This window comes from Streptomyces sp. NPDC058464 (genome assembly GCF_042721035.1).
Lineage (GTDB): Bacteria > Actinomycetota > Actinomycetes > Streptomycetales > Streptomycetaceae > Streptomyces.
This window is the reverse complement of record NZ_JBHXMA010000038.1, coordinates 1-22461: the sequence shown is the minus strand read 5'-3', so window position 1 is coordinate 22461 and position 22461 is coordinate 1. Positions and strand designations below refer to the sequence as shown.

Sequence of the window (22461 nt, the reverse complement as noted above, 5' to 3'; positions counted from 1 at the left end):
ACGTACGGTGGCCCGCTCCCCGGAGAGGGAGCGGGCCACCGTGGCGGAACCCGGGTCGGTCAGAACGCCGCCTCGTCCAGCTCCATCAGGTCGAGGTCGACGTCGGCCGCGACCTTGCGGGCCAGGGTGACGCCCGGCAGCACGTTGGCCGCGAAGAACTTCGCCGCCGCGATCTTGCCGGTGTAGAAGGGCTTGTCCTTGTTGGACGCCGTCTCCAGCTTCTCGGCGGCGATCGCGGCGCCCTTGAGCAGCAGGTAGCCGACGATCACGTCACCGGAGGCGAGCAGCAGGCGGGTGGTGTTCAGGCCCACCTTGTAGATGTTCTTGACGTCCTGCTCGGTGGCCGCGAGGTCGGTCAGCATCAGGCCGACGATCGCCTCCAGCTCGACGGCCGCCTTCGCGAGGTGCTCGCGGGCGCCCGCCAGCTCCTCGCCGCCGGTGCCGAGCGCCAGGAACTTCTTGATGTCCTCGGCGAGGGAGTTCAGCGCCGCGCCCTGGTTGCGGACGATCTTCCGGAAGAAGAAGTCCTGGCCCTGGATGGCGGTGGTGCCCTCGTAGAGGGTGTCGATCTTGGCGTCGCGGATGTACTGCTCGATCGGGTACTCCTGCAGGAAGCCGGAGCCGCCGAAGGTCTGGAGCGACTGGGCGAGCTGCTCGTAGCCCTTCTCGGAGCCGTAGCCCTTGACGATCGGCAGGAGCAGGTCGTTCAGCGCGTGCTCGGCCTTCGGGTCCTCGCCGTTCGCCTCCTTGACGGCGATGGCGTCCTGGACCGAGGCGGTGTAGAGGACGAGGGCGCGCATGCCCTCGGCGTACGCCTTCTGCGTGATCAGCGAGCGGCGGACGTCGGGGTGGTGGGTGATGGTGACCTTGGGCGCGGTCTTGTCCAGGAAGTTCGCCAGGTCCGGACCCTGGACGCGCTCCTTGGCGTACTCCAGGGCGTTCAGGTAGCCGGTGGACAGCGTCGAGATGGCCTTCGTGCCGACCATCATCCGGGCGAACTCGATGATCCGGAACATCTGGCGGATGCCCTCGTGCTTGTCGCCGATCAGCCAGCCCTTGGCCGGGTGGCGGTCGCCGAAGGTCATCTCGCAGGTGTTGGAGGCCTTCAGGCCCATCTTGTGCTCGACGTTCGTCGCGTAGACGCCGTTGCGCTCGCCCAGCTCGCCGGTCTCGAAGTCGAAGAGGTACTTGGGCACGAGGAAGAGGGAGAGGCCCTTGGTGCCGGGACCGGCACCTTCCGGGCGCGCCAGCACGTAGTGAAGGATGTTCTCCTCCATGTCGTGCTCACCGGAGGTGATGAAGCGCTTCACGCCCTCGATGTGCCAGGAGCCGTCCTCCTGCTGGACCGCCTTGGTACGGCCGGCGCCGACGTCCGAACCCGCGTCGGGCTCGGTGAGCACCATGGTCGAACCCCAGGTCCGGTCCACGGCGAGCTGCGCCCACTTCTTCTGCTCCTCGGTGCCCTCCTCGAAGAGGATGCGCGCGAACGCCGGGCCGGAGGAGTACATCCACACGGCCGGGTTGGCGCCGAGGACCAGCTCCGCGTACGACCAGATAAGCGACGGCGGGGCGGTGGTGCCGCCGATCTCCTCGGGCAGGCCCAGGCGCCAGTACTCGGAGTCCATGAAGGCCTTGTAGCTCTTCTTGAAGGACGCCGGGACCGGGGCGGTGTTGGTCTCCGGGTCGAAGACCGGCGGGTTGCGGTCGGCGTCGGTGAAGGACTCCGCCAGCTCGTTCTCGGCGAGCCGGGTCAGCTCCTCCAGGACGCTCTTCGCGGTGTCGGTGTCCATCTCGGCGAACGGGCCGGTGCCGTACAGCTTGTCGCGCCCGAGCACTTCGAACAGGTTGAATTCGATGTCGCGGAGGTTGGACTTGTAGTGCCCCATGGTGACGCTCCGTATCCGGATCGGCGAGGCACTGAATCCTCGCGCAAGCTTTCACATACCAACGAGTAGCTCCGATGATGCTACCCGTCGGTAATAAGACGCAACCCCCATCGGGTGAAGTGTGAGAAGGGTCTACCTTCCCGCAGACACCGCGTGTCTCGGTAGGCTTGCGCGCATGTATGGATACGGCCAGCCCATGGACGGTGGGGCCGCTCAGCAGCAGTACGCCTCGTCGCAGCAGCAGATGGCCGGCGGGCTCGGCGGGTACGGCCAGCAGCCGCCGCTCTACCCCGAGCCGTCCCCGCCCTCGCTCGCGGACGCGGTGCGCGCCTTCACCACGGGCCAGGTGACCGCCGAGGACTTCCAGCAGGTCTTCGCCACGTCCAAGGTGTACTGCCCGCGCGGTGACAACCCCGGGTTCCTGGCCCTGCACAACACCCAGCAGCCGGTGATCCCCATGTTCACCTCGCTGAAGGAGCTGCGCCGGTACGCCGGCAAGGAGTCCAAGTACTTCGTGATCACCGGCGCGGAGGTCATCGACCTCCTCCCGACCGGCTACGGCTTCGTCCTGGACATGGAGGGCGAGCACCGGATGGTGTTCGACGCCAAGGCGGTCGAGCAGATGGTGGAATTCGCGATGCGACGGATGTACGGCTAGACACCGCCGCCGGAGTCGCTGCTCCCGAGTCGCCGCTCCCGGAGTCGCCGCTCTCGCAGCCGCCTCTCTCGCCGTCACCGCCCCCGCCGTCACCGCGTCGAAAACTCCGCCCCGATTGTCACAGCCATGCCATAGGCTTCCCCGGGCAGCCGCGCCCCGTGTGCCGTCGGTCTCCCGACGGCCGGGTACGGGCGTCGCGCGGCGCTCTCGTTCTCCCGGTGCCACCGGGATTCCTGTGGGGGGTTTCAGCACTGTGCGTATGCGCAGCACTTCGGCCGCGACGGCGCTCGCGGTCCTTTTCAGCTCTGTCGCGCTGAGTGTCGCGGCGGCCGGTTCGGCGTCGGCGGTCCCCGTCAGCGTCGGTTCCCCCGCGGGCATCGTCGTGGACGCCGCCCTGGGGCGGGTGTTCGTCGGCAACGACACGAACGACACCATCGTGGCCGCCGACTACAACGGCAACCGCGTCGACTCGGTGAGCGGTATCGACGGCATCTTCGACCTGGCGCTGTCCGACGACGGCGCCACCCTGTACGCGACCGCACGGGTCAGCCACGAGATCGTCGCCCTCGACGCGGCCACTCTGGACGTCAAGGCCCGCTACCCGGTGGCCACGGGCATCGGGCCGCTGTATGTCGCGGTCTCCGCCGGGAAGGTCTGGTTCACCTACGAGGACGACCAGTCGAAGGGGAACCTGGGCTCGATCGACCCGGCGGTGGACCCGGCGACCGGCGCCGATCCGATGACGCTCGGCCTCTTCCCGCAGGACCAGGACCATCAGGTGGTCGGCGGTGCGGCCTATCTCGACACCGACCCGTCCGCGCCCGGGCTGCTGGCCGTCGCCACGACCGACTTCAACGACTCGTCCAAGGACCTGATGGCCGTCCTCGACGTCTCCGGTGCCGCACCGCGGCTGACCGCATGGCACGACGGCAGCTACTCCCTGAACTACGTCAACGACGTCGACCTGGTCCCGGGAGCCGCACAGGTCCTGGTGGACGGCACCGAACGGCACTCCTACGCCGACGGCAGGTTCAGCCCCGCCGGCGCCTACCCCTCCGGGCGAGGCGCCGACATCGCCCCGAACGGCCTGGTCGCCCAGTTCGGGGAGGAGCAGCTGGCGGTCTACCGGCCGAACACGACCGTTCCGGTGCGCACCTACGCCGGATATACGGCCGACGCCGCCTGGGCCCCGGACTCCTCCCGGCTCTTCGCCCTGGTGTCCTCGTCCGCCGGCTACCAGCTCAGGGTGCTCACCGACCCCACGCACAGCGTCCCGACCCTCACCGTCAACGCGCCGGCGTCCGCGCCCCGCGCCAAGAAGCTCACGGTGACCGGAAAGATCACGGCCAGTGTGCCGTTCGCGGCGGGCACCCGGCTGGCCGTCACCCGTACCGACCTGGAGAGCCCGAACGGCAAGCAGCTCGCCGCCGTCACGGTCAAGACGGACGGCACGTACTCCTTCACCGACACCCCGCCGGCCGGCGGCACGGTCACCTACAAGGTGACCTTCGCGGGCGACGCCGACCACACCACGGCCACCGCCTCCGACAAGGTCACGGTCTCCCGCGCGGGGACGAGCCTGAGCCTGAACAACAACGGCAAGCTGTACAACTACGGCGCCGACGTCAAGTTCACCGCGCACCTGGGGACGACGTACAAGAACCGCTCGGTCAGGATCTACGCGGACCCCTTCGGCGGTGACAAGGGCAAGAAGCTGATCAAGACCGGCAAGGTGGACTCCCACGGGAACATCGCGGCCTGGGTGGACATGACCCGCGACACGGCCGTCTCCGCGGTCTTCGACGGCGACGCCCGCTACGCGCCGAAGACCGTGAAGGCCACGGCGTACGCGCGGGTCAAGATCTCCACCGCGGTCTCCAAGCACTACAAGACGGCGAAGATCGGTTCGACGTCGTACTACTGGTTCCACAAGAACACCGACCCGGTCATCACCACCACGATGACCTACTACCCGGGCCGCGCGCAGCGCTTCGACCTGCAGGTCTACTACCAGGGCTCGTGGTACTCCACGGACTCCGAGTACTTCCCGGTCTCCTCGAACGGCAAGTCGGCCGTGCAGCTCGGGGCGCCGGGCGAGTCCGGGATCCGGGCGCGGGTGCGGTCGGTGTACGTCAACGGCACGTCCGGCGACACCGTGAACTCCACGACGTACGGCGCGTGGAAGTACCTCTACTTCAGCAACTGACCCACGACTGATCCACGGCTGATCCACCGATCGGGGGATGACGGGCCCGGAGGGAATGTCCTCCGGGCCTTCTCCGTTAGGGGTGGCAGAAAGTTCAACGCTCAACTAAAGTGGGCGCACAAGGAGGAGCCAACATGCCTGCAGTGACCGTCGAGAACCCGCTGACCCTGCCCCGGGTGACCGCATCGGCCGACGCCGTGTCCCGTCCCGTGCTCGCCGTCACGACCGCGCCGAGCGGTTTCGAGGGTGAGGGTTTCCCGGTGCGCCGGGCGTTCGCGGGGATCAACTACCGCCACCTCGACCCGTTCATCATGATGGACCAGATGGGTGAGGTGGAGTACGCGCCGGGCGAGCCCAAGGGCACCCCCTGGCACCCGCACCGCGGCTTCGAGACCGTCACCTACATCATCGACGGCGTCTTCGACCACCAGGACAGCAACGGCGGCGGTGGCACCATCACCAACGGCGACACCCAGTGGATGACGGCCGGCTCCGGTCTGCTCCACATCGAGGCCCCGCCGGAGTCCCTCGTCATGTCCGGCGGTCTCTTCCACGGTCTCCAGCTGTGGGTGAACCTCCCGGCCAAGGACAAGATGATGGCGCCGAGGTACCAGGACATCCGCGGTGGCCAGGTGCAGCTGCTGACGACCCCCGACGGCGGTGCGCTGCTGCGCGTCATCGCGGGCGAGCTGGACGGCCACGCCGGCCCCGGCATCACGCACACCCCGATCACGATGATCCACGCGACCGTCGCTCCGGGCGCCGAGGTCACGCTGCCCTGGCGGGAGGACTTCAACGGCCTCGCCTACGTGCTGGCCGGCAAGGGCTCGGTGGGCGCCGAGCGCCGCCCGATCCACCTCGGCCAGACCGCCGTCTTCGGCAGCGGCTCCTCCCTCACCGTCCGCGCGGACGAGAAGCAGGACTCGCACACGCCGGACCTGGAGGTCGTGCTGCTCGGCGGACAGCCGATCCGTGAGCCGATGGCCCACTACGGCCCGTTCGTCATGAACACCAAGGACGAGCTCATGCAGGCCTTCGAGGACTTCCAGAAGGGCCGCCTGGGCACGATCCCGGCGGTACACGGCATGACGGAATCCGGCCCGCAGGCGTAACCGACGGAGTCACCGGAGAGGCCTGGCGCAACCATCCGCGCCAGGCCTCCCCCCTTCGACCTCGCCTCTTCATCGACCGAGACGGGTGGTGGGTGGGCGAAGGTTCTGGGGGGCCAGGGGGCGGAGCCTCCTGGTACGGCGGTGGTGGGGGCGTTCACTCGGGAGGGGGTGTGCGGCAGGGCGTTCGTCGGCCTCGCATGGTCCGCTGGACCCGTGCAGCTGTTGCCCGAGCCCGTGCGCCGTTTCGCTGCGTGGTGTGCGGTGCTGCTGCTGGCCGCCGGAGTGGGGTACGTCGGCATCCGGCTCTGCTCGGAGTTCCGCACCGCGGTGACCCCGGTGCTCCTCGCCCTGCTCGGCCCGCTGTACCGACGGCTCGTCCAGGTCGGCGTGCACCGCTCCCTCGCCGCCGGCCTCACCTGCGTCGCCGTCGTCGCCGTCGTCGGCGGTGCCGTCTACATCGTCGTCGCCGCCCTCATCGACACCGGCGACGAGATCATCTCCTCGCTGAAGGCCGCGGCGAAGTCGCTGGCCCAGCACTTCGGGGCCGCCGGGACCTCCCTCGACGACCTGGCCGGCAACGCGAAGGAGCTGCTCGCCAAGTTCGGCGGGACCGCCGCCTCCAACGTCATCAGCGGGGTGAGCGTGGTGGGAGAGGCTCTCGCCATGGCCGTCCTCGCGCTGCTGCTCGTCTTCTTCTTCCTGCGCGACTCGGACCGGGTCGTCGGCGCCATCCGGGGCATCGCGCCCGGCTCCAGCGCCGACATGGTCGAGGCCATGGCCCGCCGTGCCTTCCAGGGCATCGAGGGGTTCATGCGCGGCACCACCGTCATCGCGTTCATCGACGCCGTCTGCATCACCGTCGGCCTGCTCGTCCTCCGCGTACCCGGGGCCGTCGGACTCGGCGCGCTCGTCCTGGTCGGCGCCTACATCCCCTACCTCGGCGCCTTCATCTCCGGTGCCGTCGCCGTCCTGGTCGCCCTCGCCGACCGCGGCTTCGTCATCGCGCTCTGGGCGCTGGGCGTCGTGCTCGCCGTGCAGGTGCTGGAGGGGCACGTACTGCAGCCCATGATCCAGAGCCGGACCATGCAGATGCACCCGGCGGTGGTGATGCTGGCCATCACCGGCGGCGCCTCCGTCGCCGGGATCCTCGGCATGCTGCTGGCCGTACCGCTCACCGCGGCCGCCTTCGGGGTCGTACACGAGCTGCGCGCCCGCTACGGCACCGGCGAGGCGCCACCGGCCGACGCCACCGGCTAGGGCTTGTCGTTCTCGTACAGCTCGAACCAGATGCTCTTGCCCTGCCCGCGCGGATCGACGCCCCAGGCGTCCGCCAGGACCTCGATCAGGACCAGGCCGCGGCCGGAGGAAGCCAGCTCGCCGGGGCGGCGCTTGTGCGGGAGGTCGTCGCCGGCGTCCGTGACCTCGACCCGCAGGCGGCGCTCGGGGGCCTGGCCGGAGACCTCGGCGAGCAGCAGCGCGTCCGCATCGGTGTGCACGAGGACGTTCGTGAGCATCTCGGAGACCAGGAGCACGGCCGAGTCGACCTGGTCGGGCGGGCCCCAGTCGTGCAGCAGCTCCCGCAGGTGCTGGCGGGCCTCGGAGATCCGCTCGGGCTCGTCCTGGGCCACCGACAGCAGGGTGCGGCGGATCCGCGGCCGTACGGCCGGCGGCTCGTCGCCGCGGCCGCCGGCCGGCCGGGACAGCAGCAGCACCGCTATGTCGTCCTCGCGACGGTCGGCCAGCGGCCCGGTGGTGTGGTGGGAGGAGGGGCCGTGCACGGCCTGGACCAGGCCGTCGGCCAGTTTCTCCAGGTCGCCGTCGTCGTGCTCCTCCATGATCGCCCGGATCCGCTGCCAGCCGCTCTCGATGTCGTGGCCGCCGGTCTCGATCAGGCCGTCGGTGCAGATCATCATGGTCTCGCCGGGTTCGAGGGCGAACCGCGTCGTCGGGTAGTCGGCGTCCGGGTCGATGCCGAGCGGCAGCCCGCCCGCCGTGGGCCGCCGCAGCACCGTGCCGTCGGCCATGCGGATCGTCGGGTCGAGATGTCCCGCCCGGGCGATCTCCAGCACCCCGGTCGCCGGATCCGCCTCGACGTACAGGCAGGTCGCGAAGCGCAGGTCGGCGTCGTCCTCGTCGTAGGTGATCCCGTGCAGGAAACGGGAGGCCCGGGAGAGCACCGCGTCCGGACGGTGGCCCTCGGAGGCGTAGGCGCGCAGCGCGATCCGCAGCTGGCCCATCAGGCCGGCGGCCCGTACGTCATGCCCCTGGACGTCGCCGATGACCAGGGCGTGCCGGCCGGACGGCAGCGGGATCATGTCGTACCAGTCGCCGCCCACCTGGAGCCCGCCGCCGGTCGGTATGTAGCGGGCGGCCGTGTCCATGCCGGGTATGTCGGGGCCCAGCGTCGGCAGCATGGAGCGCTGGAGGCCGTCCGTCAGCTCCCGCTCCGAGTCGGCGATCCCGGCCCGGGACAGGGCCTGCGCCAGCATCCGGGCCACCGTGGTGAGCACGGACCGCTCGTCCGGGGTGAACGACACCGGGTAGGTGAAGCCCGCCATCCAGGCGCCCATGGTCCGTCCGGCCACCGTCAGCGGCAGGAAGGCCCAGGACTGCCGGCCGAAGCGCTCGGCGAGCGGCCAGGTCACCGGGTACCGGGACCTGTAATGCTCGGCGGAGGAGAGATAGACGGCCCGGCCGGTCCGTGCCACCTCGGCCGCCGGGTAGTCGGTGTCCAGCGGCATGCTGCTGAAGGGGCTGTCCTCGTCGATCTGCTGGCCGTGGTGGCCGGTCATCATCAGCCGGTCGCCCTTGATCCCGAAGACGACCAGCCCGTCCGGCGAGAACCCCGGCATCGACAGGCCCGCGGCGACCCGCAGCACCTCCTCCGTGGACCGTGCCTCGGCCAGCGCCCGGCCCGCGTCCAGCAGGAACGCCTCCCGGGAGCGCCGCCAGTCACCGGTGACCGGATGCTGGACGGCGCTGCCGGGGGTCGGCTCCGTGGCCTCCTGGAGGGTGCCGGTCACCCGGTACACGCGCTCCTCGGAGTCGTACACCGGCCGGAAACGGCTGCGCACGGTACGGATCAGCCGGCCCCGCTCGTCCATGACCCGCAGTCGTACCTCCGCGAGGGTGCCCTCGACCGCGGCCAGCCGGGTGATGCTGGTGTTCTCGTTCCAGTCCACGGGATGGAAACGGGACCGGACCAGGGACTCCGACAGGACGGACGCCTCGGCCGGCAGCCCGATCAGCCGGGCCGCCTCCGCGTCCGCGGTGACCAGCCCGGTGGCGGTGTCCCAGTGCCACAGCCCGGTCGCGAGGGCGGCGAGGACGTCCTCCACGGCGGGCAGGGGCTCGCCAGTTCGCATTGCCCCACTTTAAGAAGATGGGATCGGAGAGTGCCACTGTTTCAGGGCCGCATTAATGGTGGGGAGCCGATCTTTGGGTGCCCGGTACCCTTGATGGGTCCGGGCCCCGTGCCGGTCCGGGTCGAGGAGAGCACCTCGGCAGACCACGAAGATGAGGAACACCCGACGATGCATCGGTACAGGTCCCACACCTGCGGCCAGCTCCGCGCCTCTGACGTCGGCACCGACGTCCGGCTGAGCGGCTGGCTGCACAATCGGCGCGACCTGGGCGGCATCCTCTTCATCGATCTGCGCGACCACTACGGCATCACGCAGCTCGTCGCCCGCCCCGGCACCCCGGCGTACGAGGCCCTGGACAAGCTCTCCAAGGAGTCCACGGTCCGCGTCGACGGCCGCGTTGTTTCACGTGGAACCGAGAACATCAACGCGGATCTGCCCACCGGCGAGGTCGAGGTCGAGGTGAGCGAGGTCGAGCTGCTCGGCGCGGCCGCCCCGCTGCCGTTCACGATCAACACCGAGGACGGGGTCAACGAGGAGCGGCGCCTGGAGTACCGCTTCCTGGACCTGCGCCGCGAGCGCATGCACCGCAACATCATGCTGCGCACGGCGGTCATCTCGGCCATCCGCCACAAGATGGTCGCCCTCGGCTTCAACGAGATGGCGACGCCGATCCTCACCGCCACCTCCCCCGAGGGCGCGCGTGACTTCGTCGTCCCCTCCCGCCTGAACCCGGGCAAGTTCTACGCGCTGCCGCAGGCCCCGCAGCAGTTCAAGCAGCTGCTGATGATCTCCGGCTTCGACCGCTACTTCCAGATCGCGCCCTGCTTCCGCGACGAGGACGCCCGCGCCGACCGCTCGCCCGGCGAGTTCTACCAGCTCGACGTCGAGATGAGCTTCGTCGAGCAGGAGGACGTCTTCCGCCCGATCGAGCAGCTGATGACCGAGCTCTTCGAGGAGTTCGGCAACGGCCGTCACGTGACGTCCCCCTTCCCGCGGATCCCGTTCCGCGAGGCGATGCTGAAGTACGGCTCCGACAAGCCGGACCTCCGCGCCCAGCTGGAGCTCGTCGACATCACCGACATCTTCGAGGGCTCGGAGTTCAAGGCCTTCGCCGGCAAGCACGTGCGCGCGCTGCCGGTGCCGGATGTCTCCGCGCAGCCCCGCAAGTTCTTCGACCAGCTCGGCGACTACGCGGTCTCGCAGGGCGCCAAGGGCCTGGCCTGGGTCCGCGTGGCCGAGGACGGCTCCCTCTCCGGCCCGATCGCCAAGTTCCTCACCGAGGAGAACGTCGCCGAGCTCACCAAGCGGCTCCAGCTGGCCGCCGGGCACGCCGTCTTCTTCGGCGCGGGCGAGTTCGACGAGGTCTCCAAGATCATGGGCGCGGTGCGGGTCGAGGCCGCCAAGCGCGCCGGGCACTTCGAGGAGAACGTCTTCCGGTTCTGCTGGATCGTCGACTTCCCGATGTTCGAGAAGGACGAGGACACCGGCAAGATCGACTTCTCGCACAACCCGTTCTCCATGCCCCAGGGCGGCATGGAGGCCCTGGAGACCCAGGACCCGCTGGACATCCTCGCCTGGCAGTACGACATCGTCTGCAACGGCGTCGAGCTCTCCTCCGGTGCCATCCGGAACCACGAGCCCGACATCATGCTCAAGGCCTTCGGCATCGCGGGCTACGACGAGGAGACCGTCGAGCGCGAGTTCGCCGGCATGCTCCGCGCGTTCCGCTTCGGCGCCCCGCCGCACGGCGGCATCGCTCCGGGCGTGGACCGCATCGTGATGCTCCTCGCCGACGAGCCGAACATCCGCGAGACCATCGCCTTCCCGCTCAACGGCAACGCCCAGGACCTGATGATGGGCGCGCCGACCGAGCTGGAGGAGACCCGCCTGCGCGAGCTGAACATCTCCATCCGGAAGCCGCAGCCGAAGTAAGGCATGCAGTAGGCAGTGCAGTAGGCACGCAGAAACAGCACAGCTGACAGCACAGCTGAAGGAAAGGCTCGAAACCGGCGTCGGTTTCGAGCCTTTCGCTTGCGTACCGCGCATTCACAGCTCGCTCCGATGTTCGCACAGGCCCGGCCTTGTCTACGGTCCCTGACCATGACAGACACCCACACCCCCACCCCCACAGATGCTCAATCCCCTGAAGAGAGAAGGAAGTTGGCCCGCCGTACCGTCCTGGCGGCGGGCAGCGTGGCCGTGACCGCGGTGGGCGTCGGCAGCGCCTTCGCGGCGACCGACGGCACCACCGACGCGGAGACCGGCGCCAGAACCGAGGCCTCGCCCTCGGCCTCGGAGGGCGCCTGCTACACGCTCACCTCCGAACTGGTCGAGGGCCCTTACTACATCGACGCCGACAAGCTCCGCCAGGACGTCACCGAGGACCAGGCGGGCATCCCCCTGCACCTCACCCTCAAGGTGATCGACGCGGAGACCTGCAAGCCGCTCCGGAACGCGGCCGTGGACATCTGGCACTGCAACGCGTCGGGCGTCTACTCGGGGTACGAGTCGTCGGGCAGCGGCGGCGGTGGCGGCGGCACCCCGCCGACCGGCGCACCCACCGACGCGCCGACCGGCACGCCCACCGGGCCCCCGCCCGGCGGTGGCGGCGGCCACCAGGAGCCGACCGACGACACCCGCTACCTGCGCGGCACCTGGCACACGGACCGGCACGGCCACGTCACCTTCAAGACCGTCTTCCCCGGCTGGTACCAGGGCCGGTGCGTCCACATCCACGTCAAGGTGCACGTGGACGGCGAGTGGACGGACGCCGGTTACGAGGGCGGCCACACCTGCCACACGGGCCAGCTGTTCTTCGACGAGAAGTCGGTCCTGCTGTCGGCCGAGGTGGAGCCGTACGCGAGCAACACCACCACCCGCACCACCCTCGACGAGGACACCATCTACCCGGACAACGGGCACGAGGGCGGCCTGCTCTACCTCAAGTACGACCGCCACCACATCGCCCGCGGCGTCCGCGGCCATCTGACGCTGGGCGTCGAACCGGACGAGACGAACAACGGCTGACGCCGACAGCCGTGAGGCCGGCGCCCGGGATCCACGAAGGAGGTCCCGGGCGCCTCCGGTGCGTTCAGATCACCGAGAGCAGTCCGTCGCCGCCCAGCATGGTGCCCCACTGCTGGGTGAGGCCGACGGCATGCGGTGTGATGACGCGGCTGCCCGTGGCCGTCGGCCGGGCGGAGCCACCAGGGAAGACCCAGACGGCTCCGGTGGAGTTGTTCTCGCCCGCCGCACCGACGAACAGCTCCGGCCTGCCGTCCTTGTCGATGTCCCCGACCGAGACCGTCGTACCGAAGAAGTCGTCGGTCTCGGAGGCACCGGGGACGCCCGCGGTGTCCTGGGAGAAGGAGTACGAGCCGGTGCCGAGGGCGCCGCTGCGGCGGCCGGGGACCACGGTCACCTGACCCGCCCGGCCCTTGGCCAGGCTCTCGAACGGCGATCCGATCACGATGTCCGCGAGGCCGTCCCGGTCGAGGTCGGCCACCGCCAGGGACCCGCCGAAGTCGTCGCCCTTCTCACTCGCGCCGGGAACACCGGCGGTGTTCTGCGTGATCTGGACGGGCGTCGTGGTCGTCGTGACACCCGCGGCGGAGCCGTACCAGACGAGGACGCGGCCGCCCAGCGCCCCGTCCACGCCCGCCTTCTCCGGCTCGTCCGGGTCGCCGGCCACGAGGTCGGCGTATCCGTCGCCGTTGATGTCGCCGGAGGCCAGGATCAGGCCGTTGCCCTTGAGCGCGTAGCCGTAGGCGGGGTTCGTGTAGACCTCGCCGCCGCTCAGGCCGCTCAGCCGGTCCGTGGCCGAGGCCACGTCGGGTACGCCGTCGCCGTTGAGGTCGCCGAGCGCGACGGACATGGGGGACGCCGTGTCGTCGTTGTACACGGCGGATCCGAACGAGCCCGTCCGGGTGAACGGTCCGCCGAAGCCCACGGTCGCGTCCGTTCCGGCGACCACCACCCGCGTCTTCGCCCCGGCGCCCAGGCCGAGCGCGGCGACGTCCTTGCCGTAGTGCTCCGGGGAGGATGACGGCGACGGCAGGTCCGTGCCGCTCGTCAGCCCGCTCCTGCTGCCCCAGAGCACGGTCACCGCACCGGAGTCGGTGCCCTTCGAGGTGTCCTCGTACGGCGTTCCGACCACCAGGTCGGCGTAGCCGTCCCGGTTCAGGTCGGCCGTGGCGGTGGCGGACCCGAAGGCGTCGCCGGCCTCGCTGACGCCCGGCACGCCGGCGGTGTTCTGGGTGATGGTCCTACGGCGGCTCGTCGACAGCCCCGAGGCGGAGCCGTACAGCACGACGACCGCGCCCGCGCCCTCCTTGCCGGCCACGTTCGCGCCCGGCGCGGGCAGGACCGCGTCACGGTAGCCGTCACCGTTGAAGTCGCCGGGCACGGCGCCGTGTACGGCGGCCGCCGGGACGGCCGGCAGCAGGACGCCGCCGACCAAAGACGCGGCCACGAACGCGGCCGCACCCCATCTGTGCATGAGTAACCCCCCTGGATTCCCCGACTGTCAGGTGTCGTACCGGCCGTCCCAGGGCTCACCGAAGCCCAGGTGGTCCGGGTAGAGCTCGGCCCACCCGCCGTCCTCGTCGTCCTTCGCGACCAGCCCGAAGAACACACCGTCGACGGTGAGCTGGAACGGGCGTATCGCGATGTCCGTGTACGTCCGCCGCGGCAGGCTGCGCAGCATGCCCGCCAGATGCGCGCGGGCCCGCGCCAGCACCGACCCGGCGCCGTCCGGATCGAGCTGCTGCTCGGCCCAGCTGCCCGCGCACCAGATCTCCGAGTCGCGGTAGTGCCCCTCGGCGTCGAAGAGATGCAGCACCGCGTACAGCCGCTTCTGCTCCTCCCAGCCCTCGTCGAGCCGGAACCCCTCGGGGAACGCGTAGGTGACCGACGCCAGGAACTGCCCGCCGGTGAAGTGACCGATGGCCTCGGTACGGCCGTGGGGCTCGTAGGCGATCGGGATGAGCTCAGGTGCCATGGCGAAACCATACGGAGGTGTTGTGGACATGCGGGAACGTGGGTGCGACCCCGCCGATATGTTCACCTGATTCTGTCGAAAATGCCACGGCGTCCGCCATGGGGAAGTGGTGGCCGATCTTACTTCTGGCGGCCAGTTGTTCGACTCATCGCCCTTTGGGGTCACTTCCGAATGAATTGCGATCGTACGTACGGGCCTCGTACCACGGTCCGAGATTGTGAAACTGGTGGTCAGTGTGAAGCTGCTGCCGACGTCCTGGCAGGCGTCGGCCCTTGAGGCAACTCTGCGTGCCTGTAATCAGGCTGCCGTCCACGCGTCAGCGGTGGCTTTCGCCAAAGGCCTCAAGGACCGCAACGGGCTCCAAAGGGAGGTGTACGCGGATCTGAAGGCGACCTTCGGGCTGTCGGCGCAACCGGCGGTCCGGGTGGTGAAGAAGGTTGTTGACGCCTGCGCCGCCCTGGAGGCCGCCTTGCGGGCGGGGAGGCTGGGGACACCGAACTCCGTGCCCACCGCAAAGCCATCGGCTCCCCGGTCGTCTTTCGAACGGAAGCGGCGCAACCCTTCGACGACCGCTGTCTGTCGTGGCGGTACGACGCGCGCACGGTGTCGATCTGGACTGTGGACGGGCGGCTGAAGGGGATCCGGTTCGCCTGCTCCCCGAACCAGCTCAAGACACCGGTGCAGTACCGCAAGGGCGAGAGCGACCTGGTGCTGCGGCGCGGCAAGTGGTTCCTGGTCGCCACCTGCGACATTCCCGAGCCCGAACCGTACGCGCCGGCCGACTGGATCGGTGTGGACCGCGGCATGGTGAACCTGGCCACCACGTCGGACGGCAGCAACTACCAGGGGCGTCGTCTGGGACGCTACCGGCGCCGGCAGGTCCGTAAGCGCGCCGAACTCCAGCGGAAGAATACCTCGCAGCGCTGTCCGCGCTGTGGGCATACCGAGCGGGCCAACAGGCCTGGCCGGGACCACTTTCACTGTCGTCGGTGCGGGCTCGCGGGCCCCGCTGACGTCGTCGCCGGGGTCAACGTGCGTGATCGCGCACGCTCGGCGTGGGTGTTTGTCACCGCACCCGCACCCACCCTCTCCCTGAATCAAAGGGGGTTGGGTGGATGCGACCCGTGACCGTCCTGTCGTAGGGGGCAGTCGGGAGCGCGACGAGGTGTGCACTACCGAGGCCACAGAATCGGTCGTGCACGGCCGAGAAGGTGACGGCAACCTTTTCGATCTCCGTGACCACAGGGGAGTGAAGCCCGCCCCGGCGGGCCGATTCCAGCACTTCGGAAGTACGTAAAGGACTCCCCCGTGGCCTCTTCCTCTCACCGTCGGTCCCTCCGTAAGCGTCGTGTTCTCGTCGTCTCCGCCGCTGTCGTGGCCGCGGGGATCGGTGCCGGTGCGCTCGTGCTGAGCGCGAACGCCACGTCGGCCGTCGACCTGTACCACCAGACGCTCGCCGCCAAGGACGGCTGGGCGTCGTCCGGTTCCGGTACGACCGGTGGTGCGAAGGCCGACGCCGCGCACACCTTCACCGTGGCCACCCGCGCCCAGCTGGTGAAGGCGCTGGGATCGGCGAGCGACACCACCCCGCGCATCATCAAGGTCAAGGGCACCATCGACGCCAACACCGACGGCAATGGGAAGAAGGTGACCTGCGCGGACTACGCGGCCGGCACGGGGTACTCGCTGAGCGCCTATCTGAAGGCGTTCGACCCGTCGACGTACGGCCGCTCCAAGCTGCCCTCCGGCACCCAGGAGACGGCGCGGGCCGCCGCGCAGAAGAAGCAGGCCGCGAACATCGTCTTCAAGGTGCCGGCCAACACCACGATCGTCGGCGTCCCCGGCACCAAGGCCGGCATCACCGGCGGCATGCTCCAGATCCAGAAGGTCGACAACGTCATCGTCCGCAACCTGACGTTCTCCGACACCGAGGACTGCTTCCCCCAGTGGGACCCGACCGACGGCGACGACGGCAACTGGAACTCCGAGTACGACGCGGTGACGCTGCGCGGGGCGACGCACGTGTGGGCCGACCACAACACGTTCACCGACGCCGGGCACTTCGACAGCCTCAACCCGAAGTACTACGGCCGTGAGTACCAGGTCCACGACGGCGAACTCGACATCACCAAGAGCTCGGACCTGGTGACCGTCGAGCACAACCAGTTCACCAGCCACGACAAGACGATGCTGATCGGCAGCAGCGACAGCGAGCCGAGCGGCAAGCTGCGCGTCACGCTCCACCACAACATCTGGAAGGGCATCGTCCAGCGCGCCCCGCTCACCCGCGTCGGCCAGGTGCACCTCTACAACAACGTCTACGACGTGACCACCCTGAACGGCTACGCGCTGCAGTACAGCATCAACTCGCGCGCCAAGGCCCAGGTCGTGGCGCAGAACAACTACTGGACCGTGCCGAGCTCCATCAAGGTCTCCAAGCTGCTCAGTGGCGACGGCACCGGCTCGATCGCGGGCAGCGGCAACCTCGTCAACGGCACCACGACCAACCTGGTCGCCGCCTACAACGCAGCGCACTCCAAGAAGATCAAGACGACGGTGAACTGGACCCCGACCCTGACGGCGGGCCTGGAGAGCAGCGCGAAGAACCTGCCGGCGGAGCTGGCGAAGACGGCGGGGGCGGGTGTGCTGACCGCGAGCTGAGAAGTTTTCCGCGTCGGCTGTCACACAGTCGGGGGCGTATGCGTCAGAGAGGTGTCCGGCAGTCCAACGGTCCTGATCGGAGCCTCTCATGCGTATCGCTTACGACGTCGTGACTGTTCTCGCCGCCCTGCTGGCCGGGTTCTCCGGAACCGTGCTGCTGATGCGGGCCGACTGGATCGTCAAGGCGCTGACCGACTACCGGGTGCCGCCGGCCTGGTGGACCCCGCTCGGGCTGGCCAAGGCCGCCGGTGCGGTCGGCCTGCTGGTCGGGCTGGCCGTGCCGGTGGTCGGGGTGCTGGCGGCCTTGGGGCTGCTGGTCTACTTCACCGGGGCCGCGATCACCGTGGCCCGGGCGAAGTGGTACTCGCACATTCCGTTCCCGCTGGTCTACGCCGCGCCGGTGGCCGGAGCGCTGGTGCTGGGCCTGCTGAGCTGACGGCGGCCGGGGGAGCTCAGTTCTGGGGGGACTTGGGCTTCGCGCGGTGGACGCGGCGGCGCAGGGCCGGGCCCAGCCGGACCATGAGGCGCTTGTCGATGCCGGTGACCTGGCGTTCCACCGCGGACAGCCGCTTGGTGGCGGCGGTCAGTTCCTTGCGGAGGGCGGCGAGCTCGCGGGTCGTCTCGGTCGCGCGCTTCTCTGCGGTGGCCAGCCGGGTGCGCAGCTCCCTGTTCTCCCGGGCCTGCCGGTCGGCCTTGGCGTCGGCCGCGGTGATCCGCTCGCGGAGCCGGCTGATCCGGTACCGCATCTGGCCGTCGTCGCCGCCGTCCCAGACCGGCATCGACGCGGGCAGGTCGAGGGCGGCCAGCCGGGCGTCGAAGGCGGCACCCCCGTCGCCGTGGGTGTACGTGTTCGGGAGGCCGTTGCGGTCGAGGAAGGCGATCATGCGCTCGAAGCGCTCGCCGTGTCCCTTGACCATGGCGGAGAAGTCGGCGTCCTGGTAGAGGTCACGCGGGTCGGTGGCGGCGTCCAGCTCGGTGAGCGGGCGGTGCGGGATGTCGAAGTAGCGGCACAGTTCGAGGGTGCGCGAGTCGTGGGTGAGGACGACGCTCGGGGTGCCGGCCAGCAGGGCGGCCACATTGCCGTGGATACGGGTGCCGTACGCGAAGTCGTAGCCGCGCAGTTCGTCGATCCAGGTGGCCGGGTCCAGCGGCATGCGGACCTTGTCCTCCTGGAACAGGGCGTGGCTGAGCTGGAGCGGGAAGGGGTCCGTGTGCCCGGACTCCGGGCTGGTGTCGCCCCACAGCAGCAGTTCCGCGTCGACGGTGTTCTGCGCGTAGTAGGTGAGGTGGGGGTAGCGCTCCCAGGCGTGCCGGGCGATGCCCGCTATGTCGCCGACGGGTATCGCGTCCGGGGAGAGGTTGAGGGCGATGCGTGAGTCGCCGCCCAGCTCCGTGGCCCGGATCTCCGGGAAGGTGTCGCCGTACAGGAACATCGACGGGCAGCCGATGATGTCGACGTCGTGGAAGCCGAGGCTCCTGAGGTAGTCCGAGGTCAGCTCGCCGCGTACGCCGATGGAGGCGGAGCGGTCCAGGACCGCGCGGGCGAAGCGGCGGACCGAGTCCGCCATCGGGTTCAGCCACGTGGTGTCGTAGTCCGCGGGGGCCTGGGCGCCCACGCCGAACACCACCACCGGGATGGTCAGCTGCTCGATGAGCGTCGTCAGCCGGTCCAGGGACGCCTGGAAGGTCGGGCGGAAGGCGTTGGCGAGCGGGACGACGAAGACGTCGTACTGCTCGTTGATCTCCGCGGCGCGGCGGGCCGAGGGGTCGGTGCGGATGCCGTTGGACGTCACCTCGGTGTCCGGGGTGGTCAGCATCTTGTGCGCCGAGTCGCTGAAGAGCAGGTTCCCGGTGTTGGTCCCGATCAGGTCCTGGTGGATGAACTCCGCCGGCGTGGCGACACGGAAGGGGCTCTTTCCGGAGCGGATCAGGATGCGTTTCACGAACGGCACACTATCCCGCAGGTAAACGTGGGGTGAAGGAGGAGTAAGAGACTGATTGGTCTCTTACCTGAGATCTGCCCCACGCGTGGACGGCGGAGGCCCGGTGGGGTGGGGGCCACCCCCCCGGCCACCCGGGGTCTGCGCGCGGGCGTACGACGTCGGGCGTCGGGCGTCGGGCGTCGGACGGCGTCAGGCGTCCGTGCCGCCGAAGCGCTCCTTGTACGTCTCCAGGTCCTCGTCCGTGAGCTTCGCGAACAGCACCGGGGGCACGGTGAAGGGGGTGCCGGCCGGGACGGAGGCCAGTGCCTTCGCCTCGTCGGCGGTGACCCAGGTCGCACGCTTTTGATCAGACACAGTGTCGGCGAGGGCGAACGCCTCGCGCATCGTCTTCGCCGTCGCCGGGATGAAGGGCTCCGAGACCACCGCGTAGAGGTGGATCAGGTTCATCGCCGTGCGCAGGGTGAGAGCGGCGCCGTCCTTGTCCGTCTTGATCTCCAGCCAGGGGGCCTTCTCCTCCAGGTAGGAGTTGCCGGCCGACCACAGGGCGCGCAGGGCCGCGGCGGCCTTGCGGAACTGGAGGGACTCCATGTGGGACTCGTACTCGGCGAGGAGCGCGGCGATCTCCTCGCCGAGCCTCGCCTCCGCCTCGCCGGGCTCGCCGCCGGCCGGGACCTCCTCGCCGAAGCGCTTCTTCGAGAAGGACAGGACGCGGTTGACGAAGTTGCCGAGGGTGTCGGCCAGGTCCTTGTTCACCGTCGCCGTGAAGTGCTCCCAGGTGAAGGACGAGTCGTCCGACTCGGGGGCGTTGGCGATGAGGAAGTAGCGCCAGTAGTCGGCGGGCAGGATGTCGAGGGCCTGGTCGGTGAAGACGCCGCGCTTCTGCGAGGTGGAGAACTTGCCGCCGTAGTACGTCAGCCAGTTGAAGGCCTTGACGTAGTCGACCTTCTTCCACGGTTCGCGGACGCCGAGTTCGGTGGCCGGGAACATCACCGTGTGGAAGGGGACGTTGTCCTTCGCCATGAACTCCGTGTAGCGGACGGTGGTGTCCACGTCGTACCACCAGGACTTCCAGTCCCGGTTCTCCGGGTCCTGGTCCGACCACTCCTTCGTCGCGCCGATGTACTCGATCGGGGCGTCGAACCAGACGTAGAAGACCTTGCCCTCGGCGGCCAGCTCCGGCCAGGTGTCGGCCGGGACGGGCACGCCCCAGTCCAGGTCACGGGTGATCGCACGGTCGTGCAGACCCTCGGTCAGCCACTTGCGGGCGATCGAGGAGGCCAGCTGCGGCCAGTCGTCCTCGTGGCGGGAGACCCACTCCTCGACCTCGTGCTGGAGCTTGGACTGGAGGAGGAAGAGGTGCTTGGTCTCGCGGATCTCCAGGTCCGTGGAGCCGGAGATCGCCGACCGCGGGTTGATCAGGTCGGTCGGGTCCAGGACGCGGGTGCAGTTCTCGCACTGGTCGCCGCGGGCCTTGTCGTAGCCGCAGTGCGGGCAGGTGCCCTCGACGTAGCGGTCCGGGAGGAAACGGCCGTCGACCGGGGAGTACACCTGGCGGATCGCCCGCTCCTCGATGAAGCCGTTCTCGTTCAGGCGGCGGGCGAAGTGCTGGGTGATGTCGCGGTTCTCGGCGGAGGAGGAACGGCCGAAGTAGTCGAACGCGAGTGCGAAGCCGTCGTAGACCGCCTTCTGGACGTCGTGCGCCTGGGCGCAGAACACGTCGACCGGGAGGCCCTGCTCCTTCGCCGCGAGCTCGGCGGGGGTGCCGTGCTCGTCCGTCGCGCAGATGTAGAGGACGTCGTGGCCGCGCTGGCGGAGGTACCGGGAGTACACGTCCGCCGGGAGCATGGACCCCACCATGTTGCCCAGGTGCTTGATCCCGTTGATGTACGGAAGGGCGCTGGTGATGAGGTGTCGAGCCATCGGGGGCTGCTCCCAGGTCGGTCTGCTGCTGCTATTGCGAACCTTGAAATCGTAGCCGACATGTGTATGCCGCCCGCTTCCCGTTTTATTGGGTGAGAAGCGGGCGGCATGGGGCGGTGCGGTGTGGTGCGGTGTCGTGCGGTGTGGGGTTACGGGCGCCAGTCGATCAGGAGACCGTCGTAGAGCTCGGCGTCCGTGAGCTCCAGGGGGGTCGGGCCCGCGTGGAAGAAGGCCGCGTTGTCGGTCTTCAGCTTGCGGAGGTAGTCGAAGGCCTTGTTCTCGTGCTCGCCGAACGCGACGAAGGAGAAGAAGACGGCGGGGTGGGACTTCGCGGCGTCCGTGAGGGCCTGGGTGGCGGGGGTCTTCGCGTCCGGGGCGCCGTCGGTCTGGAAGACGACGAGGGCGGGGGCGGCGTCCTTGTCGTGGTGCTTGTCGTAGTGCGCGAGTACGGCCTCGACGGCGGCGTGGTAGCTGGTACGGCCCATGCGGCCGAGGCCGGCGTGCGCCTCGTCGATCGCGTTCTCGGGGGAGGCGGGGGTGAGGTCGGTGGTGCCGTCGACCTCGGTGGAGAAGAAGACGACGTGCACGGAGGGGGCCTCGCCGGCCGGGGTGAGGCGGGTGGCGAGGGCGAGGGTCTGGTCGGCGAGGGCCGCGGCGGAGCCGTCCTTGTAGTACGGGCGCATGCTCGCGGAGCGGTCGAGGACGAGGTAGGTGGCGGCGTGGGTGCCGGTGAGGCCGGCCTTGGCGAGCGCGGCCTCGGCTTCGCCGTCGGCCGGGGTGTGCCCACCCGCACCACCCGTGACGGTTTCGTCGTCGGGTGCGGGTGGCCCCTGCGGGGCGGATTCGCCGTCGGCGGCCGCGACGGGTTCCGGGGCGGCGGTGCCGGCTGCCGCCGCGACCGGTTCGGGAGCGGTCGCGGGAGCGGTGTCGGGGGTGGCTTCGGTGGCGGTGTCGGGGGTGGTGTCGGGGGTGGGTTCCGCGACGGTTTCGGCCACCGGCTCGGGGTCGGACTGGGGCTCGGCCGCCGCGGCCGGTTCGGCCACTTCGGCCGTCGGCTCCGGGGTCGGCTCCTCGGTCACCTCTGCTGCCGGTTCGGCTTCCGCCGCCGGTTCGGCCGTGGGCTCAGCCTCAGCCTCAGTCTCGGCCACCGGCTCCGCCGTCGGCTCGGTCTCGGCCTCGGGCGTCGCCTCGGCGACCGGCTCCGGCTCGGCGACCGGCTCCGGCTCGGCGACCGGCTCCGGGTCGGCTTCGGTGTCCGACTTCGCGTCCGGCTCGGACTCGGCCTCGGCGACCGGCTCGGCCTCTGCGACCGGTTCCGGCACAGGTTCGGCCGCAACCTCGGCGACCGGCTCGGCGGTCACTTCAGCAACCGGCTCGGACTCGACCTCGGCCTCGACCTCGGCTTCGGCCGTCGGTTCCGGGGTCGGCTCCTTGGTCACTTCTGCTGCCGGTTCGGCTTCTGCCACCGGTTCAGCCGTCGGCTCGGTCTCGGTCTCGGCCACCGGCTCCGCCGTCGGCTCGGTCTCGGCCTCGGGCGTCGCCTCGGCGACCGGCTCCTGGTCGGCTTCGGCGTCCGACTTCGCGACCGGCTCGGCCTCGGGCTTCGCCTCTGCCTCGATCTCGACCTCAGCCGTCGGCTCTGCCTCTGCCTCTGCCTCAGCCGTCACGTCGGCCTCTGGGTCGGCTTTCGCCTCTGCCGCGGGCTCGGTGG

At 69.7% G+C, this 22461-nt stretch carries 16 protein-coding genes; 9 read left to right on the top strand and 7 right to left on the bottom strand.

Going from position 1 to position 22461, the window contains the following annotated elements:
* Positions 1-59: 59 nt before the first annotated feature.
* Positions 60-1886: an acyl-CoA dehydrogenase gene (locus ACFWPQ_RS38395; RefSeq protein ID WP_384045597.1), complete on the bottom strand. Its 1827-nt coding sequence runs from the start codon at positions 1884-1886 to the stop codon at positions 60-62.
* Between the two features lie 175 nt (positions 1887-2061).
* Between ACFWPQ_RS38395 and ACFWPQ_RS38390 the strand changes: the two genes are divergently transcribed.
* From ACFWPQ_RS38390 to ACFWPQ_RS38375, 4 genes are all read left to right on the top strand, one after another.
* The gene (locus tag ACFWPQ_RS38390; protein ID WP_217545867.1) at positions 2062-2544 is read left to right on the top strand and encodes an SseB family protein; all 483 of its coding nucleotides are present in this window, start codon (positions 2062-2064) and stop codon (positions 2542-2544) included.
* A gap of 259 nt (positions 2545-2803) precedes the next feature.
* Complete coding sequence (locus tag ACFWPQ_RS38385) at positions 2804-4750, top strand: Ig-like domain repeat protein (RefSeq protein WP_384045594.1); 1947 nt, start codon at positions 2804-2806, stop codon at positions 4748-4750.
* A gap of 134 nt (positions 4751-4884) precedes the next feature.
* Complete coding sequence (locus ACFWPQ_RS38380; protein WP_384045591.1) at positions 4885-5862, top strand: pirin family protein; 978 nt, start codon at positions 4885-4887, stop codon at positions 5860-5862.
* Between the two features lie 213 nt (positions 5863-6075).
* On the top strand, positions 6076-7119 hold the full coding sequence (locus ACFWPQ_RS38375; protein ID WP_384045588.1) for an AI-2E family transporter: 1044 nt from the start codon (positions 6076-6078) through the stop codon (positions 7117-7119).
* Here the strand turns inward: ACFWPQ_RS38375 and ACFWPQ_RS38370 are convergent.
* Positions 7116-9227: a SpoIIE family protein phosphatase gene (locus tag ACFWPQ_RS38370; RefSeq protein WP_384045585.1), complete on the bottom strand. Its 2112-nt coding sequence runs from the start codon at positions 9225-9227 to the stop codon at positions 7116-7118. The genes ACFWPQ_RS38375 and ACFWPQ_RS38370 overlap by 4 nt on opposite strands.
* A 168-nt stretch (positions 9228-9395) precedes the next feature.
* Between ACFWPQ_RS38370 and aspS the strand changes: the two genes are divergently transcribed.
* Positions 9396-11159, top strand: a complete 1764-nt coding sequence (gene aspS / locus ACFWPQ_RS38365) for an aspartate--tRNA ligase (RefSeq protein WP_361285591.1) — start codon at positions 9396-9398, stop codon at positions 11157-11159.
* Between the two features lie 168 nt (positions 11160-11327).
* Positions 11328-12254 (top strand): intradiol ring-cleavage dioxygenase, encoded by a 927-nt coding sequence (locus ACFWPQ_RS38360; protein ID WP_384045582.1) that lies wholly within the window; start codon positions 11328-11330, stop codon positions 12252-12254.
* Positions 12255-12318: 64 nt separating this feature from the next.
* Here the strand turns inward: ACFWPQ_RS38360 and ACFWPQ_RS38355 are convergent, their stop codons facing one another.
* Positions 12319-13725 carry a VCBS repeat-containing protein gene (locus tag ACFWPQ_RS38355; RefSeq protein ID WP_384045580.1) on the bottom strand — a complete coding sequence of 469 codons (1407 nt, stop codon included), beginning with the start codon at positions 13723-13725 and terminating at the stop codon, positions 12319-12321.
* Positions 13726-13752: 27 nt separating this feature from the next.
* Entirely contained in the window at positions 13753-14226 is a 474-nt protein-coding gene (locus ACFWPQ_RS38350) for a hypothetical protein (protein WP_384045577.1), read from the bottom strand.
* Positions 14227-14844: 618 nt separating this feature from the next.
* Between ACFWPQ_RS38350 and ACFWPQ_RS38345 the strand changes: the two genes are divergently transcribed.
* The 3 genes from ACFWPQ_RS38345 (at position 14845) to ACFWPQ_RS38335 (ending at position 17323) form a co-directional block, all read left to right on the top strand.
* Entirely contained in the window at positions 14845-15354 is a 510-nt protein-coding gene (locus tag ACFWPQ_RS38345; protein WP_384045574.1) for a zinc ribbon domain-containing protein, read from the top strand.
* Between the two features lie 180 nt (positions 15355-15534).
* Complete coding sequence (locus tag ACFWPQ_RS38340; protein WP_384045571.1) at positions 15535-16887, top strand: polysaccharide lyase family 1 protein; 1353 nt, start codon at positions 15535-15537, stop codon at positions 16885-16887.
* 88 nt (positions 16888-16975) lie between these two features.
* A complete protein-coding gene (locus ACFWPQ_RS38335) occupies positions 16976-17323 on the top strand; it encodes a DoxX family protein (protein ID WP_384045569.1) in 348 nt (115 codons plus the stop codon).
* Positions 17324-17339: 16 nt separating this feature from the next.
* On the opposite strand, the gene ACFWPQ_RS38330 is transcribed toward ACFWPQ_RS38335, so the two are convergent.
* The 3 genes from ACFWPQ_RS38330 to ACFWPQ_RS38320 all read right to left on the bottom strand — a co-directional run.
* Entirely contained in the window at positions 17340-18830 is a 1491-nt protein-coding gene (locus tag ACFWPQ_RS38330; protein WP_384045566.1) for a polysaccharide pyruvyl transferase family protein, read from the bottom strand.
* A 189-nt stretch (positions 18831-19019) separates the two neighbouring features.
* Positions 19020-20750, bottom strand: coding sequence for a methionine--tRNA ligase (gene metG / locus ACFWPQ_RS38325; RefSeq protein ID WP_384045563.1), 1731 nt, complete (start codon positions 20748-20750; stop codon positions 19020-19022).
* A gap of 149 nt (positions 20751-20899) precedes the next feature.
* On the bottom strand, positions 20900-22461 hold a 1562-nt coding region (locus tag ACFWPQ_RS38320), incomplete at its 5' end, for a VWA domain-containing protein (RefSeq protein ID WP_384045561.1).

Excerpts from the sequence above, each read along its gene's own strand:
- ACFWPQ_RS38395 (WP_384045597.1), bottom strand. The coding sequence starts at position 1,886 with ATGGGGCACTACAAGTCCAACCTCCGCGACATCGAATTCAACCTGTTC.
- ACFWPQ_RS38390 (WP_217545867.1), top strand. The coding sequence starts at position 2,062 with ATGTATGGATACGGCCAGCCCATGGACGGTGGGGCCGCTCAGCAGCAG.
- ACFWPQ_RS38385 (WP_384045594.1), top strand. The coding sequence starts at position 2,804 with ATGCGCAGCACTTCGGCCGCGACGGCGCTCGCGGTCCTTTTCAGCTCT.
- ACFWPQ_RS38380 (WP_384045591.1), top strand. The coding sequence starts at position 4,885 with ATGCCTGCAGTGACCGTCGAGAACCCGCTGACCCTGCCCCGGGTGACC.
- ACFWPQ_RS38370 (WP_384045585.1), bottom strand. The coding sequence starts at position 9,227 with ATGCGAACTGGCGAGCCCCTGCCCGCCGTGGAGGACGTCCTCGCCGCC.
- aspS (WP_361285591.1), top strand. The coding sequence starts at position 9,396 with ATGCATCGGTACAGGTCCCACACCTGCGGCCAGCTCCGCGCCTCTGAC.
- ACFWPQ_RS38360 (WP_384045582.1), top strand. The coding sequence starts at position 11,328 with ATGACAGACACCCACACCCCCACCCCCACAGATGCTCAATCCCCTGAA.
- ACFWPQ_RS38355 (WP_384045580.1), bottom strand. The coding sequence starts at position 13,725 with ATGCACAGATGGGGTGCGGCCGCGTTCGTGGCCGCGTCTTTGGTCGGC.
- ACFWPQ_RS38350 (WP_384045577.1), bottom strand. The coding sequence starts at position 14,226 with ATGGCACCTGAGCTCATCCCGATCGCCTACGAGCCCCACGGCCGTACC.
- ACFWPQ_RS38335 (WP_384045569.1), top strand. The coding sequence starts at position 16,976 with ATGCGTATCGCTTACGACGTCGTGACTGTTCTCGCCGCCCTGCTGGCC.
- metG (WP_384045563.1), bottom strand. The coding sequence starts at position 20,750 with ATGGCTCGACACCTCATCACCAGCGCCCTTCCGTACATCAACGGGATC.